The following is a 13,373-nucleotide window of genomic DNA, read 5'->3' on the forward strand; positions in this document are numbered from 1 at the left end:
ATTATATTTTTATCTTATAAACTTAATTAGTTATGACCTTAATTCCAAGGTAGCTTAATATTTAATTTTGTGTTTTTCATTTGCTCTGGTGTCATATTTTTAGCCTGTTCTTTTACTGCTGCCTCAATTTTGTCAATTCTGGTTTTCCATTGACTCCCAAGACTCGAATTTATACCGGAATCACCAAGTCCTGTAATGTTAGTTCCATGCCCCCCTGCTATCTGATCAGGATCATGTAATGCGGCTTTATCTTTCATATCAGCTTCTGCTTTCGCTTTTGCATCATCATAAGATAATGTTCTGTCATGTTTCCTATATTCTTTAATCTTTTCAGCTTTGATCTTTTCTCTATAATCTTTTTGTGCTTTACTACCTTCTTTAGATCTACCGTCTTTTTTGTATTCTTCTCTATTCTTTAAAAACTCTTCTACTGTTAAATCATTTAATCCCTTTTCCTGCCCTTCAATCTGTTTTTTAAATTCGGCAGCATCATGCTTTGGATTGCGCTTGAAGTCTTCTGCCTTTATCTCATTGAGTTTTGCCACAGTAGCCTCAAAAGCAGCAAGCTCTCCTTGCTGGCCTTCAGGAGCTTCATTATGAACATTAGCATCCTGGACAACTTCCTCGCTGTCCTGTACTGGCTCATCAGCTTTATTTTCTCCATCTTGTACAGGCTCCTCTCCTTTTGTTTTCCCTTTAGCTTCCTCTGCCGCTTTATGAACCGGAGAAAGCAGTAATGCCAACCCCGCTACATCCTGCCAGGTACCCTGCCATTCAAACGCACCTGTTTCCGGATTATGAAAAGTAGTCAGATTGTTTACAGAATGATACATTCCTGTTTCCATACCGAAGACACCTTTACCGGCAGCTCCCCAGCCTGATTCTCCTGTACTGCCGTAATGTTGTAAACCGGCCTGAGCTGAGGTAAGTCCACGCAGCCCGATAGCCGCAGCTGCCGTTGTATAAACAGCTGATGTACTGGCTCCCGCCCCCGCATAACCAAAAGAAGCACCAATATTTCTCAGTACATTTATAGGAGCGCTCTTTGCAAACTGCAAAGCTGCCTGACCAAGTCCTCTCATTCCACCAGCACCAAATGCACCTGCTCCTCCGCTAAGAGCAGCTCCTCCCATACCAATCGCTGCCCCAGCCATCATCCCTTCCATTAATCCGCCGATATAGTTCGCTGCTCCAAGAGAAACAGCCTGGCTCCAGTTTTTGATCTCAGGTTTGAAAGAAATTACTCCGCCGACCATACAGGTCATAGTACAATCTCCGGTAATCTGACGTACTCCCTGTATAGCAGTCATTTTGCTTTTAGGAACTTCTACCCATTTTCTTCCTTTAGCTGCTGTCTGTCCGCATAATAATGCACCTACCACAGCGCCCCATGCTGCCCCGGCTAGTCCGGCCAGTGCACCAAGGGCTATCAGTGCTGCTCCCCCGGTAGCCACAGTCATAGCTGCTATGACAACTACCGCAGCAGCAATAATTGCATAAATAAGCATAGCTTTTCTACAACTAAAATCAATCCAGCTGCTGGTAGAAGTATCCTTAATGGTAATATATTTTTCACCCGAACTTTTCTTCGTCGTTGTTTGAGTTGACTGAAGCTGGGCCGGCATATTGCCTTCGGTACAGACCCAAAAATCCTTTTCCGTAATTCTTTTATGCCCCATTATTGTACTTTTTGAATAGTCTGTTTACGCTTGATAAGTCCTATTCCTAACCGTTCACCATAGCTGACTATTTTAAATCCAAGACTTAAAACATCTGCTGTATCACCAATTTGCTCAGGCTCTTTACCTGAGAACTTTATCATTACATTAGTGCTCTTTCCTTTATCGGTCAGCTTTTCCGTAAAAACACCAAACTGCAAAGTGCAGATGCCCAAACGTAATGTTCTCTGACTTATAATTTTTATCTGAGTAGCTGTAAGATTCTGCATAACCTGATTGATTTAGTGTTTTAACAAACAATAATTTAAAAGAACTTAAACTTAGATCCTGTTTCTTTCTTTTCTTCTTCAGCTAAAACAGTCGATTGTTTATGATCTCCTACAGGCTTAATTATTATCCCCGAATCACTTTTAAGCTGGTATATCAATTTATTGTACAGCTTTTTCTCATCAGCTATTTCTACTTTACTCACCTCAGCTTCCTGTATCCTCCCTGTTTGATAATCAACAATTCTTGTTTCTTTCTGCTCAAGCAGGGTTTTCAGGCTTTTAATATCAATCTTTGTTGCAAATTGATTATAGGCCTCTTCATAAAATTTTGAGTTCAAAGCCATAGTAGGAACAGCACTGGTCGTGACCGTAAGAGAGTTTATTCCATTAACCGGTGGCAAAGGAACGGAGCTGCCAACTGACAGTGTCCAGTCCATATTTACAGTATTGAAAATATTCGTTCCCTTAAAGCCAGTTTTCACAGGCAGGTCAACACCGTATACCTGGCCAAAATACACCCGCAAAAACTCATTTGCCTGTGCAGCTATCTTTACTTTTTCCGGACTATTAAAAATTGCATCATTCAATGAAATTGCATTCTTCAAATCATCATTTCCCCCAATATGCTTCTCCATTTCAGCTTTAGTCTGTCTCCACTTAGCCAATATCAGCTCGTTATTCAAAACTTCCAGTATGTTTCCCCTATCATCTAATAATAAATGAAGCTCACTATACATTCTGCCAAATATCTGGCTGATCTGAGCAACTTCTTTTATCATAGGATTATTGGCTTCCAGTAACACATTGTCTAACTGGATTAATCTAACTTCAACTCTGTTATTTTCAACTCTTAATACATTAAAATCATACCTGAGCTGTACAGTAGAGGTTACAAATACGTCTACGCCATTGACTTCTGATTCTATCCTGATAGTATATTGTTCCTGAAATGGCTGCCTGATGAGTATTTTAGAGTCTTTCATTTGATATTAATTAATAAAAACATCTCCCTTATCAATTCTTGTATCTCCTCCGGTGATATGATTTTCCCCGGACATCGTATTTTTTGTACCGTTAATCTTATTATTCGTTGAAGTAATAATCATATCTGTTGTATTGATATTGGTTGTATCTCCATTAATATCAATTTTCGCAGATTTCCCACCTTTCTTGGCAATCTCAATTTCAGAAGCATGTATTGTAATTTTATCCTGCTCCAATGTAATTGCAGCAGTACCGTTAGTCAAGACCACAGTCTGACTTGAGGTAACCGTTACTTTATTCTGACCGTCAACTACAATATGATTTCCGCCGGTTTTATCTTTTATAGTAATTCCGCCTCCATCATTCAGCTGAACGGTATGCCCGCTTTTTGAAGTAAGGCTCTTACTATTATTACTTGCACTCCCTCCTGTTCCGCTTTTCCCGTGAAATACACTCCCCATTACAATCGGCCTTGCGATATTCCCTTCTTCGAATGCTACGACTACCTGATCACCTTTTTCAGGGATGAATACAAAGCCTCTGTTTTTACTTACTTTATCACTGCTTCCTGCATCAGGAGTCATGACGCGCAACCATTCTGTAGGATCATTAACCTGACAGGCCCATTTAAACTTAACCTTTATCCGGCCATGCCCCTGAGGATCATTATTATCTACCACATCTGCCAGTTGCATATCAGCAAACGGCTTCTGAAACTGTTTAACCTGTAATTTTTCACTATCCGCGGCTACTCCATCAAAAGTGTGATGATAATGACCTACACCATCAATTTCATGATGGATCGCAGTAACGATAAACTTGCCGAAATCTTCTACCTGAAAATCCAGCCCATTATGCATACTGGTACTGATATTGACGGTTTTGCCTATGCCAACTTTTGCATTATCCCCGCGACCGGAAATACTCACCAACCCTGAGACTAATGCCTTATGTTCATCATTAACAAAAGTATCTATCTCCCGCTGAGAATTAACCCTTACACTTAAAGGCTGATTAAAGCGTTTGCTAAAAACATCATTTGAAGCAGAGATTGCATGTGAAACATCAGAAAAAGTAGAGCTGGCAGCAGAAGGTTGTGCACTCAATAGTTCATCCTGCTGCGAATGATAAGCAAACTTTTTATAATTAAGCGGAGCGATCTGCATCCCATATTGCAAACTCTGGAGGTCACGTCCATAGATCAATGCGACTTCTTCCTGTTTATCTGGTTTACCGAAATGCAGCACACGGCCGTCATAGTAAAACCATTCATGATATTCTGCAGATAAACGATTGATAAAATCAAAATCGCTTTCTTTATACTGTATAATATAATCAATTGCAGCACTATATGCCGGACTGATCTGGAAATCAAGATCATTCTGAGGCGTATCATTGGTGGCCTGCTGCAATATACTTTTAAGATCCTTATTCAGATAAGATCCCAGATCAGGACCTCTGTTTAATAAAATATCAGGACTATAGCCCGTAATGACAATATCACCACGGAAACCGTGGGTTTGTGCAATTTCTACTTTTGTAATTATCCCGGTAAAAATGGTCCCTGTATCGCCTAGCCGGGCAAACTGGATTGTTATACTTTTACCTATAAAATCTTTAGATTTTGCAAGTGTAATACCTCCGGTTTCTTCAACCTGATCATGATTGATGCGAAGTTCGAAGGTATGATGTTCATTGAAACGCTGGTCCAGTGTAAAACGACTGAAATGCGTAATAGCCACCTGCTCTATGCTGATGTCTACAATTAGCTTGTTTACCATGGTCATGGTTTATAAGGTAAGGTGGAGTCATTAAAATACTGCAGGAAACCGTCACGGCTTCCTGCAGATGCATAGTTAGTTTGTTCTTACTAAGCCTTTGGCCAGTCGTTGGTATGCTCAGCATTACCAATCTTAAGTTTACGTGCTGATACCACAAAACTCAACGTCATAGGAGTATTGTCATTTACTGCAATCCCCTCGTTGTACTGGATGATGTAACCATCTTCAAAATGCAATTCTTTCATTTTTGCATCTTCTTCACCTTTTTTGAAAACAATAGTACCGGCCTGAGGCTTATACTGATTGTTAACCATAGATTCAATTACTGAAGTATCTTCAGTAGATTCAATCTCCAGGTGGATTGTACCACCATAAACTCCTGACGATGGACGTCCCTTTGCGTCAACATCTCTGTTTAATGAATAGCTGCACTGCAGCACATCGAATTCTTTCGACCCTAGAGTCAATCTGGTTTTAAATGCCATGATAATGTTTTTTAATGTTAAACTTCCTTAATTTGAATTACGCCTTTGGCCAGTCATTGACATGCTCGGCATTGCCCGCTTTTAATTTGCGCGCAGAGATCTGGAATTTCAATGTCATCGGATTATCTCCGGTGATGTTAATTCCTTCGGTATATTTCACAATATACCCGTCTTCAAAATGAACTTCCTTCATTTTGGCATCTTCTTCCGATTTCTTAATCAAAAGAGTACCTGCTAAAGGTTTGTACTGGTTGTTTACCATTGCTTCGATGACAGAGGTGTCTTCGGTAGATTCAAGTACGATATCAATCGTTCCACCATACACTCCGGAAGAGGGTCTTCCTTTTGCATCTACATCACGGTTTAGAGAATAGGCACAATGAAGCACATCGTACTCCTTGCCCGAAAAGTTTAATCTTGCTTTGAAAGCCATAACTTTTTGTTTTAGGGTTGTTACTAATTAACTTCGCAAACGACGACAAAAATTTTGCCATTAACAACTAATAATCAGTAGAATAGACAGATAAATTAAAAAAATTGCGTTTAAAGGCATTTCTGGCCCATATGTTTTGTAACATAAAGAAATATAAATTTTGCCAATCAGATGATACTGTATTCATTTTCAGTCAGCTACAGTGACATAAACTTGTTATGTATGGAGTTTCAGACACTGGATTTTTTCCTTAGATTAAACTATATTTAGCTTATCTGAAGAAAACAGCATTCAGCAGAGAAAAACCAATCTATATAACCAAATATGAAAACAAGGCATTTTTTAATCTTCGCAGGCCTGATATTGGCAAACATTCCTTTAAGCTCACAGGCACAAAGTTCAAAATGGTATAATCTCTTCAACGGAAAAGATCTGCAGGGTTGGGAACAACTCAACGGGCAAGCTAAATATGAGGTTGTTAACGGAGAGATTGTAGGTACAACCGTTGCTAATACGCCCAACTCATTTCTGGCGACTCAAAAAAAATATACCGATTTCATATTGGAGTTAGAATTAAAAGTAGATAACACTATGAATTCCGGTGTACAAATCCGGAGTGAAAGCAATAAAGCTTATCAGTCTGGCAGAGTACATGGCTATCAGGTCGAAGTTGATCCTTCTGAACGCAAATTTTCCGGAGGTATTTATGATGAGGCGAGAAGAGGCTGGTTATATCCTCTGGATATTAATCCTGCAGGACAACAGGCATTTAAGAATGATCAATGGAACAAATATCGTATAGAATGTATTGGAAATTCTATCAGGACCTGGATTAATGGTGTACCAGCTGCCAATTTAGTGGATGAGCTTACGCCTACTGGCTTTATCGCCCTGCAAGTACATGCAATCGGTAAAGATGATCAGCCAGGCAAACAAATTCACTGGCGCAATATCCGTATACAAACAGAAAACCTCAAACCTTCAAAGACGGATCATATTTATGTTGTAAATCTGGTTCCAAACAACCTCTCTCCACAGGAAAAGGCAGAAGGTTACAGTTTACTTTGGGACGGTAAAACTAACAAAGGCTGGAAAGGAGCTTATAAAACAACATTTCCTGAAAGCGGATGGCTGATTAAAGACGGAGAATTGAGTGTCCAAAAGTCCAATGGTGCTGAATCTACCAATGGTGGTGATATAGTTACAGAAAAACAGTACAGTGCTTTTGAATTAAAATTCGATTTTAAGTTAACGGAGGGTGCAAACAGTGGTGTTAAATATTTTGTAACGCTTACCGAAGGAAATAAAGGATCTGCAATTGGTCCTGAATATCAGATTCTGGATGATGAAAAACATCCGGATGCAAAACTTGGGAAAAATGGTAACCGGACACTTGGCTCTTTATATGATCTGATTACGAGCAAAAAGATTCCTAATGCCCAAAGAAAAATTGGAGAATGGAACAGCGGTCTGATCAGGGTATTTCCGGATAACAAAATAGAATACTGGTTAAATGGTTATAAAATTCTGGAATATGTAAGAGGATCAGCAGAATTTCTGGCATTGGTTGCTGACAGTAAATATAAAGACTGGAAAAACTTTGGAATGGCTCCAAAAGGACATATTCTTTTACAGGATCATGGAGACCAGGTATTTTTCAGAAGTATCAAATTAAAACAACTATAATTCTGCAGACTATGTTATCATCAAGAAGAAAATTTATCAAACAATCTGCCATTGCAGTTACGGGAACTTATATGGGAACTATGGGCTTAACTGCTAAGAGTTATGGAAATATAATTGGAGCAAACGACCGGGTAAGAGTTGGGGTAATAGGCTTTTCTGACCGCTTTGCTAATTCATTGTTACCTGGTTTTCTAAATCATTACAAAGAGTTGAACTTTGATATTGTTGCAGTATCTGATTTGTGGAATTATCGCAGAGGATTAGGTGAGAACTTATTAAAAGCCAAATTTGGACATCATATTACTCCCTGTCGCAATAATGAAGAATTATATGGATTAAAAGATATTGATGCAGTAATTATAAGTACAGCAGATTTTCAGCATGCTATACATGCAATTGAAGCCATTCATGCCAAATGCGATGTTTATTGTGAAAAGCCTTTTGCAGAGACAATGTCCGATGCCCGGGCAGCATTAAAGGCGGTAAAAGAATCAAAACAAATTATACAGATAGGTTCTCAACGCAGAAGCGGAGGTAATTATAAAGCAGCTGAACAGTTTATTAAATCTGGCAAGTTCGGCGATATTACTATGGTAGAACTGAGCTGGAACGTTAACCAGCCGGGACGCTGGCGCAGACCTGAACTGGTCGCTTTGTTAAAACAGGAGGATACGGATTGGAAACGGTTTTTAATTAACCGTCCTTTTGAAGAGTGGGATCCACGTAAATATCTTGAGTATCGTTTGTTCTGGCCTTATTCTTCGGGGATGCCCGGACAATGGATGTCACACCAGATTGATACAGTACACTGGTTTACCGGATTAAAGCATCCCAGAAGTGTGGTAGCAAATGGCGGCATCTATCAATGGAAAGATGGCCGTAGAAATTGGGACACCACGACTGCTGTTTTTGATTATGGTCCGCAAAATAACCTGCAGAATGGCTTCCAGGTGGTTTTCACATCCAGAATGCATAATGGTGATGAAAATCCGGCAGAAATCTATTATTCGAATGGCGGAGAGTTAAATCTGAATACCAATACGGTTTCTTCCAAAGGTGGACTAAAGGCAGATGCTGCCAGCGCCATGCATATGAAACCAAATTTGTTACCTGAGTTGAAATTGACTGATATGGTAGAAAAAGTATCGGCATCGGCCAACACCGGTGGGGATAAACTGACTTCTGCACACATGAGGAACTGGATGGAATGTGTGAGGAGCCGTCAGGAAACACATGCTCCTGTGGAAGCAGGATACGAGCATTCTATAGCGAACATCATGACCAATGCAGCTGCAAGAACCGGAATGAAGGCTACTTTTGATGAAGTTACCCAGGAAGTTATGGTAGATGGTAAGGTGTTTATTTATTAACTCAGTTTTTAGTCAGTTCCATTAAGACAATCCCTGCCAAAGCAATCAGAGTAAAAAGCAGGTTAATTTTAAGATGTCTATACCAGCCAATCCGCCTAAATAATCCACCACATGGACATGGATAACGATCATAAACCCGAAATACAGCACCCGCGATATAAAGTGAGAATATCGTCATCAGGCCAAAGGATAAATACATTCCCAGTAACCTGGTTTCATCAAAAACCAACAGATAGATGATTCCCAATTCCAAAACAGGTAATCCCCAGGTTAGTATCTCTCCAATCCATTTTGGAAATACCTGGTTTTTTAATCCGGCCCTGAATTTTGTTAGATCAAATAATTTAGACACCGAAGCATAAGTCCATAACATGATCAAACATCCGGTTATAATATAGATCAAGATTGAAAGTCCCATAACAATTAGCCTTTTGTATAGAACCAAGTTCAGGAGAAATGGGACATTTTTTTAGGGTCAAATGACTCAAAAGCAATACAATACAGACAAAACAGCGCAAAAAAAGCTCCCTTTTACATTCGTAAAAGGGAGCTTTCGCCACTGAAAATCTAAAAAACTTATGGGCAGGGTACGTTTGTCTTCCAATCCGTACCAGCCATATTTACTAAACTGGCAGTATGCCCGTGCCCCGTAGCATCAGCTGTCGTAGTCCCACTACCTTCATTAAGTTTCCAGTAAGCTTCCAGACTCGCACTGGTTGGACTTACACCACAAGTATTTGCTTGTATCTGCGTTTGTGAAAGCGCAGTTTTCCAAACTCTTAACTCATCAAACTGCCCGGCAAAACCACGATTTGCATCCCAGCTTCTGGAAATTTGCAAAGTTCCGTTCGCTGCTATCGTTCCGGTTGCAGTTAAACTCGCATCTAAAACTCCATTAATATAAATCTTCATTGTTGCCCCATCATAGGTAGCGGCAACATGATACCAGGTATTTGCACTTAATGCAGTCGCTGAGTTTAATTTTTTGGGAGTTGCACCACCAGTATTTAAAACAAACTGTAATTTGTTATTGGCCAAATTAGCATCCCCTAATCTTAACAGGGCAACATTCGCATCACTAACCTCAATTCCCATTACAGTAGAAATATTTGGAAAGGCACTTTTAAAAGCTGTTGGTTTTATCCAACCCTCAAAAGACAAACCCGTTCCGGCAAGATTAAAAGAATTCGTATTCAGATATTTAGAACCACCATCAAAACTTAAAGACTGATTAGCAGCAGTTGAACCTCCCCCGTCAATACAGTTTGCCTTCACATCTGTTGGAGAAGTATACAACACAGTTGATATCGAAGAAAGCTTAGTCTGAGAGTTATTGGCTACGTTATAAACCATCGCACTGGCAAGGCCATTATTTTTCACATAAGTAGCCACTGCAGCCTGATCATTGTTACTTAAATCAGTTCCAAGACCTAATTTACTTTTGGGTACACCAGCATCAATATATGGCTGTAATCTGCCTGCATAATTTGTAGAGAAATAAGTCTGTTCAAAAACATAGTCCAGGATATCTCCAAGTTTCTGTCCATTATAAGTTGATGAAAAATAATTAGCCTGACCAAAAGCAGCCATTGTAATTAATTTAGAAGCACCCAGTCTTGCTCTCAACGCTGCTGCTGCCAAAACCAATGAACCATCATTAGCTGTACAGGTAGAATATTCATCATCAATATCTATTCCATCCAGACCATATTGCTGCACCGCATTGGCACATTGAACAGCAAATGCATCTGCGTCTGCATAAGTTGTAAAACAACCCCAGCCAGCATTCTGATGGTTACCTAATACGTCTAAAACTACTTTTATCCCTAATGATTGCAGATAGGCAACTTTACCAGAAGATAATACTTCCTGCACCTGCGGATTGAAGGATAAGGTAGGTACACCATTTGTCGAATTGATGTTAGCCGCGAAAATAACAGAAACACCAAATAGTTGCTTTGCAGGAGCACCATAAGTATAACATCCCGGATTAGAGAAATCATTACTGTTTACTTCTACATAAGCTGTAGTAAAAGGAGTCCCCAGCAAACTTGTTGTAGCTGAGACCTGAGTTGCAGAAGAATTACTGTTTACTGCGCTATTCTTCTGCTCCTTTTTACAGGCATAAAGAAATAGGGATGAGGTCAGAATAACCATTCCAAAAAAGGATAGTCTTTTCATAGATTACGTTGTTTAGGTTTAATATTTGGTTTATGTAATCCGCAATAAGGAAAGGCTCCTGTCATGCGTTACAAAGGTAGAGACCCTTACACAAAGACAATTGCCTACAACGCTTGAAAAATTATTTTAGCACGCTATTTAAACGTGTATTTATACTTGTTTTCCAGTTCGGTGACTGGCTGATCAAATAAACACTTCCCAATCCAAACACAGAGCCTATCAGTGCACCGGCAACTACATCTTCTAAAAAATGCTGAGCCAGATATATCCTGGAGTATCCTGCTAAAACCGCTAATAACAAGAATAACAAACCCATCCACTTTTGTCTGAAATAAATAGCCAGAACAATGGTCATCGCAAACGCAGAAGTTGTATGCCCCGAAGGAAAAGACCCCGAATGCATATTGTGCACACCATTAACAAAATATGAATATTTAAAAGATATCTGATCAAAATAAAGACAGGGCCTGGGGTTATTAATAAATCTTTTTAAGATCTGAACAAAAATACCCGAGCTAAGATAGGCTACCAGTAAAATCAATGCAAGGTTTCGCCTTTTAAAGAAAAACATAATAATAATGATCACAACACACATTGCCCCGTCTCCCATCACTGTGTAATAAGAAAAAAACACATCAAGCCATCCGGTATGGTAAAAATTAAGCAAAGTAAAACTTGTTAATTTAGTAGTTAAAAGACATGTGCCAATCCCCGCCAACAATAATATAGCCAGTACGGAAAAAAAAAGAGCGCAATGTTTTACAGGTTTCCAGATCATAACCGGTAAACGAGCAATTTATAGTAAACCCCTATGATACTATTTGTATTTTTTATTTACCCAAAATAAACAGAGGAGCAAATCCAGATTAGATAATTTTAATCACCAACTGCAACAATTAACACTACATCTTGTCTAACCATAAAACTCCTGCAATGAACTCATTCAAAAACAACCTTATATCAGTACTGATTTTCACCTTTTTATTTCTATCTGTTCAGCAATCCAGCGCACAAAACAGTAAATCCGTTCAAATCGATTCACTGCTACAAAATGCACATCAGCTGGGCTTATTCAACGGTTGTGTGCTGATTGCAGAACATAACAAGATAATTTATAAAGCCGCAATTGGCTTTACAGACGCATCAGGTAAAACCAAGTTAACTGATCATTATCGTTTTCATATTGGCTCTATAGCTAAAGAATTTAATGCAGTAGGCATTATGCTCTTAAAAGAGCAGGGAAAATTAAACCTGGAGGATCCCGTTTCAAAATATATCCCGGAATTACCTGCATGGGCATCAGGGATACACATTATAAACCTGCTACAATATACAAGCGGTCTTCCCGATGTTAAATGGAATCGTATTAAGAACAATGCTGAGAACATGGAAGAATTAAAAAGAACAGAGAAACTGGATTTTGAGCCTGGCAGTCAGTATGCTTATAACAACAATAATATCTTTCTGCAAAGAAGGATCATAGAACGGATTACCGGTTTATCATTTAAAGCTTTTACAGAACAATATCTATTAAAACCCAGCGGCATGAAAGCAGCTATAGTAGATCCATCTGATACCGATAAATTAATAGCCAGAGCATATAACAATGATAAAACAGAAGATGATCTCACCTACCCGATTGACGGTTGGGTAGCAGTTACACCAGATGATTTTTATAAATGGGCTAAAGCAATTACAGATTTTAAACTGATTAATCCGGCATCTACCAGACAAATCCTGGAAGCTTTTGGTCCAGGCCAGCAAGGTGGTTTGGGGGGTGGAAGCATGGATGGCAATAAAATGATTACGCACAAACATGATGGCACTGCAAGAAATTACCAGGCACTACTGGTTAGCACCATACCCAAAGGCAGAACGGTAATACTGATGACAAATAATCAGCAGAACAATCTGTATGCTTTCAATACTTCTATTCAGGCTATCCTGGATAATAAGCCATATGCACAAATTAAAAAATCAGTAATCAAAGGTTATGGAAAACAACTGGAACTGATGAACGGCCGGGAAGTACTTTCGTTCTTTAGAAAGATGCGGGATGAGCATAACAAGGAGTATGATTTTGATAGTGAAGCTACACTAAACGAAATCGGATACAATTTTTTGCGTAAAGATAAATTCGAGGATGCAATTCTCGTTCTTATCTGCAATACCGAGCTTTTTCCCGAATCAGGCAATGTATTTGACAGTCTTGGAGAAGCTTATTACAAACAGGGAAATAAGAATAAAGCCCTGCAGAATTATAAACATTCACTGGAATTAGATTCAGACAATGACGGCGCAAAAAAAATGATTGCCATACTGGAAAAATCTAACTGATAATATTTGTCAGAGCGGTACTATTTATTACCTCTGATACGCGTTATAACGCAAATGAAAACCGGGTGAAATCACAGTTATTCATTAAGTCACATCAGCAGGAAAATATTAATTAAATAAACACTATCACATTGCTTAATCCTTTTATATATGAATATATTTGAATAT

The 13,373-nt window shown here is 39.0% G+C and carries 12 protein-coding genes; 3 read left to right on the forward strand and 9 right to left on the reverse strand.

What is annotated here, in order from left to right; translation table 11 throughout:
• Nucleotides 1-38 precede the first annotated feature (38 nt).
• From PL_RS03290 to tssD (PL_RS03315), 6 genes are all read right to left on the reverse strand, one after another.
• Nucleotides 39-1,679 (reverse strand): polymorphic toxin type 15 domain-containing protein, encoded by a 1,641-nt coding sequence (locus tag PL_RS03290; RefSeq protein ID WP_348620988.1) that lies wholly within the window; start codon nucleotides 1,677-1,679, stop codon nucleotides 39-41.
• Complete coding sequence (locus PL_RS03295; RefSeq protein ID WP_041878822.1) at nucleotides 1,679-1,948, reverse strand: hypothetical protein; 270 nt, start codon at nucleotides 1,946-1,948, stop codon at nucleotides 1,679-1,681. Before PL_RS03295 ends, PL_RS03290 begins: the two co-directional genes overlap by 1 nt.
• A 35-nt stretch (nucleotides 1,949-1,983) precedes the next feature.
• Nucleotides 1,984-2,931 (reverse strand): hypothetical protein, encoded by a 948-nt coding sequence (locus PL_RS03300; protein WP_041878823.1) that lies wholly within the window; start codon nucleotides 2,929-2,931, stop codon nucleotides 1,984-1,986.
• Between the two features lie 6 nt (nucleotides 2,932-2,937).
• On the reverse strand, nucleotides 2,938-4,713 hold the full coding sequence (locus PL_RS03305; RefSeq protein WP_082035830.1) for a type VI secretion system Vgr family protein: 1,776 nt from the start codon (nucleotides 4,711-4,713) through the stop codon (nucleotides 2,938-2,940).
• Nucleotides 4,714-4,802: 89 nt separating this feature from the next.
• The gene (tssD, locus tag PL_RS03310; protein WP_041878824.1) at nucleotides 4,803-5,198 is read right to left on the reverse strand and encodes a type VI secretion system tube protein TssD; all 396 of its coding nucleotides are present in this window, start codon (nucleotides 5,196-5,198) and stop codon (nucleotides 4,803-4,805) included.
• 37 nt (nucleotides 5,199-5,235) lie between these two features.
• Nucleotides 5,236-5,631 (reverse strand): type VI secretion system tube protein TssD, encoded by a 396-nt coding sequence (gene tssD / locus PL_RS03315; RefSeq protein WP_041878825.1) that lies wholly within the window; start codon nucleotides 5,629-5,631, stop codon nucleotides 5,236-5,238.
• Nucleotides 5,632-5,955: 324 nt separating this feature from the next.
• Between tssD (PL_RS03315) and PL_RS03320 the strand changes: the two genes are divergently transcribed.
• Both PL_RS03320 and PL_RS03325 read left to right on the forward strand, forming a co-directional pair.
• Nucleotides 5,956-7,317 (forward strand): 3-keto-disaccharide hydrolase, encoded by a 1,362-nt coding sequence (locus PL_RS03320; RefSeq protein ID WP_052496083.1) that lies wholly within the window; start codon nucleotides 5,956-5,958, stop codon nucleotides 7,315-7,317.
• A gap of 11 nt (nucleotides 7,318-7,328) precedes the next feature.
• Complete coding sequence (locus tag PL_RS03325; RefSeq protein ID WP_041878826.1) at nucleotides 7,329-8,687, forward strand: Gfo/Idh/MocA family protein; 1,359 nt, start codon at nucleotides 7,329-7,331, stop codon at nucleotides 8,685-8,687.
• 1 nt (nucleotide 8,688) lies between these two features.
• Here PL_RS03325 and PL_RS03330 read toward each other — a convergent pair whose 3' ends face one another.
• The 3 genes from PL_RS03330 to PL_RS03340 form a co-directional block, all read right to left on the reverse strand.
• Nucleotides 8,689-9,105, reverse strand: coding sequence for a MauE/DoxX family redox-associated membrane protein (locus PL_RS03330; protein ID WP_082035828.1), 417 nt, complete (start codon nucleotides 9,103-9,105; stop codon nucleotides 8,689-8,691).
• A gap of 158 nt (nucleotides 9,106-9,263) precedes the next feature.
• Entirely contained in the window at nucleotides 9,264-10,868 is a 1,605-nt protein-coding gene (locus PL_RS03335) for a LamG-like jellyroll fold domain-containing protein (RefSeq protein ID WP_082035829.1), read from the reverse strand.
• A gap of 121 nt (nucleotides 10,869-10,989) precedes the next feature.
• Nucleotides 10,990-11,535 (reverse strand): phosphatase PAP2 family protein, encoded by a 546-nt coding sequence (locus PL_RS03340; protein ID WP_160292070.1) that lies wholly within the window; start codon nucleotides 11,533-11,535, stop codon nucleotides 10,990-10,992.
• Between the two features lie 266 nt (nucleotides 11,536-11,801).
• Between PL_RS03340 and PL_RS03345 the strand changes: the two genes are divergently transcribed.
• Nucleotides 11,802-13,205: a serine hydrolase gene (locus PL_RS03345; protein WP_041878827.1), complete on the forward strand. Its 1,404-nt coding sequence runs from the start codon at nucleotides 11,802-11,804 to the stop codon at nucleotides 13,203-13,205.
• Nucleotides 13,206-13,373 lie beyond the last annotated feature (168 nt).

It is taken from the genome of Pedobacter lusitanus (assembly GCF_040026395.1).
GTDB lineage: Bacteria > Bacteroidota > Bacteroidia > Sphingobacteriales > Sphingobacteriaceae > Pedobacter > Pedobacter lusitanus.

Bases quoted from the DNA above. Each gene is read 5' to 3' on its own strand.
- PL_RS03290 (WP_348620988.1), bottom strand. From the start codon at position 1,679: ATGGGGCATAAAAGAATTACGGAAAAGGATTTTTGGGTCTGTACCGAA.
- PL_RS03295 (WP_041878822.1), bottom strand. From the start codon at position 1,948: ATGCAGAATCTTACAGCTACTCAGATAAAAATTATAAGTCAGAGAACA.
- PL_RS03300 (WP_041878823.1), bottom strand. From the start codon at position 2,931: ATGAAAGACTCTAAAATACTCATCAGGCAGCCATTTCAGGAACAATAT.
- PL_RS03305 (WP_082035830.1), bottom strand. From the start codon at position 4,713: ATGGTAAACAAGCTAATTGTAGACATCAGCATAGAGCAGGTGGCTATT.
- tssD (WP_041878824.1), bottom strand. From the start codon at position 5,198: ATGGCATTTAAAACCAGATTGACTCTAGGGTCGAAAGAATTCGATGTG.
- tssD (WP_041878825.1), bottom strand. From the start codon at position 5,631: ATGGCTTTCAAAGCAAGATTAAACTTTTCGGGCAAGGAGTACGATGTG.
- PL_RS03320 (WP_052496083.1), top strand. From the start codon at position 5,956: ATGAAAACAAGGCATTTTTTAATCTTCGCAGGCCTGATATTGGCAAAC.
- PL_RS03325 (WP_041878826.1), top strand. From the start codon at position 7,329: ATGTTATCATCAAGAAGAAAATTTATCAAACAATCTGCCATTGCAGTT.
- PL_RS03330 (WP_082035828.1), bottom strand. From the start codon at position 9,105: ATGGGACTTTCAATCTTGATCTATATTATAACCGGATGTTTGATCATG.
- PL_RS03335 (WP_082035829.1), bottom strand. From the start codon at position 10,868: ATGAAAAGACTATCCTTTTTTGGAATGGTTATTCTGACCTCATCCCTA.
- PL_RS03345 (WP_041878827.1), top strand. From the start codon at position 11,802: ATGAACTCATTCAAAAACAACCTTATATCAGTACTGATTTTCACCTTT.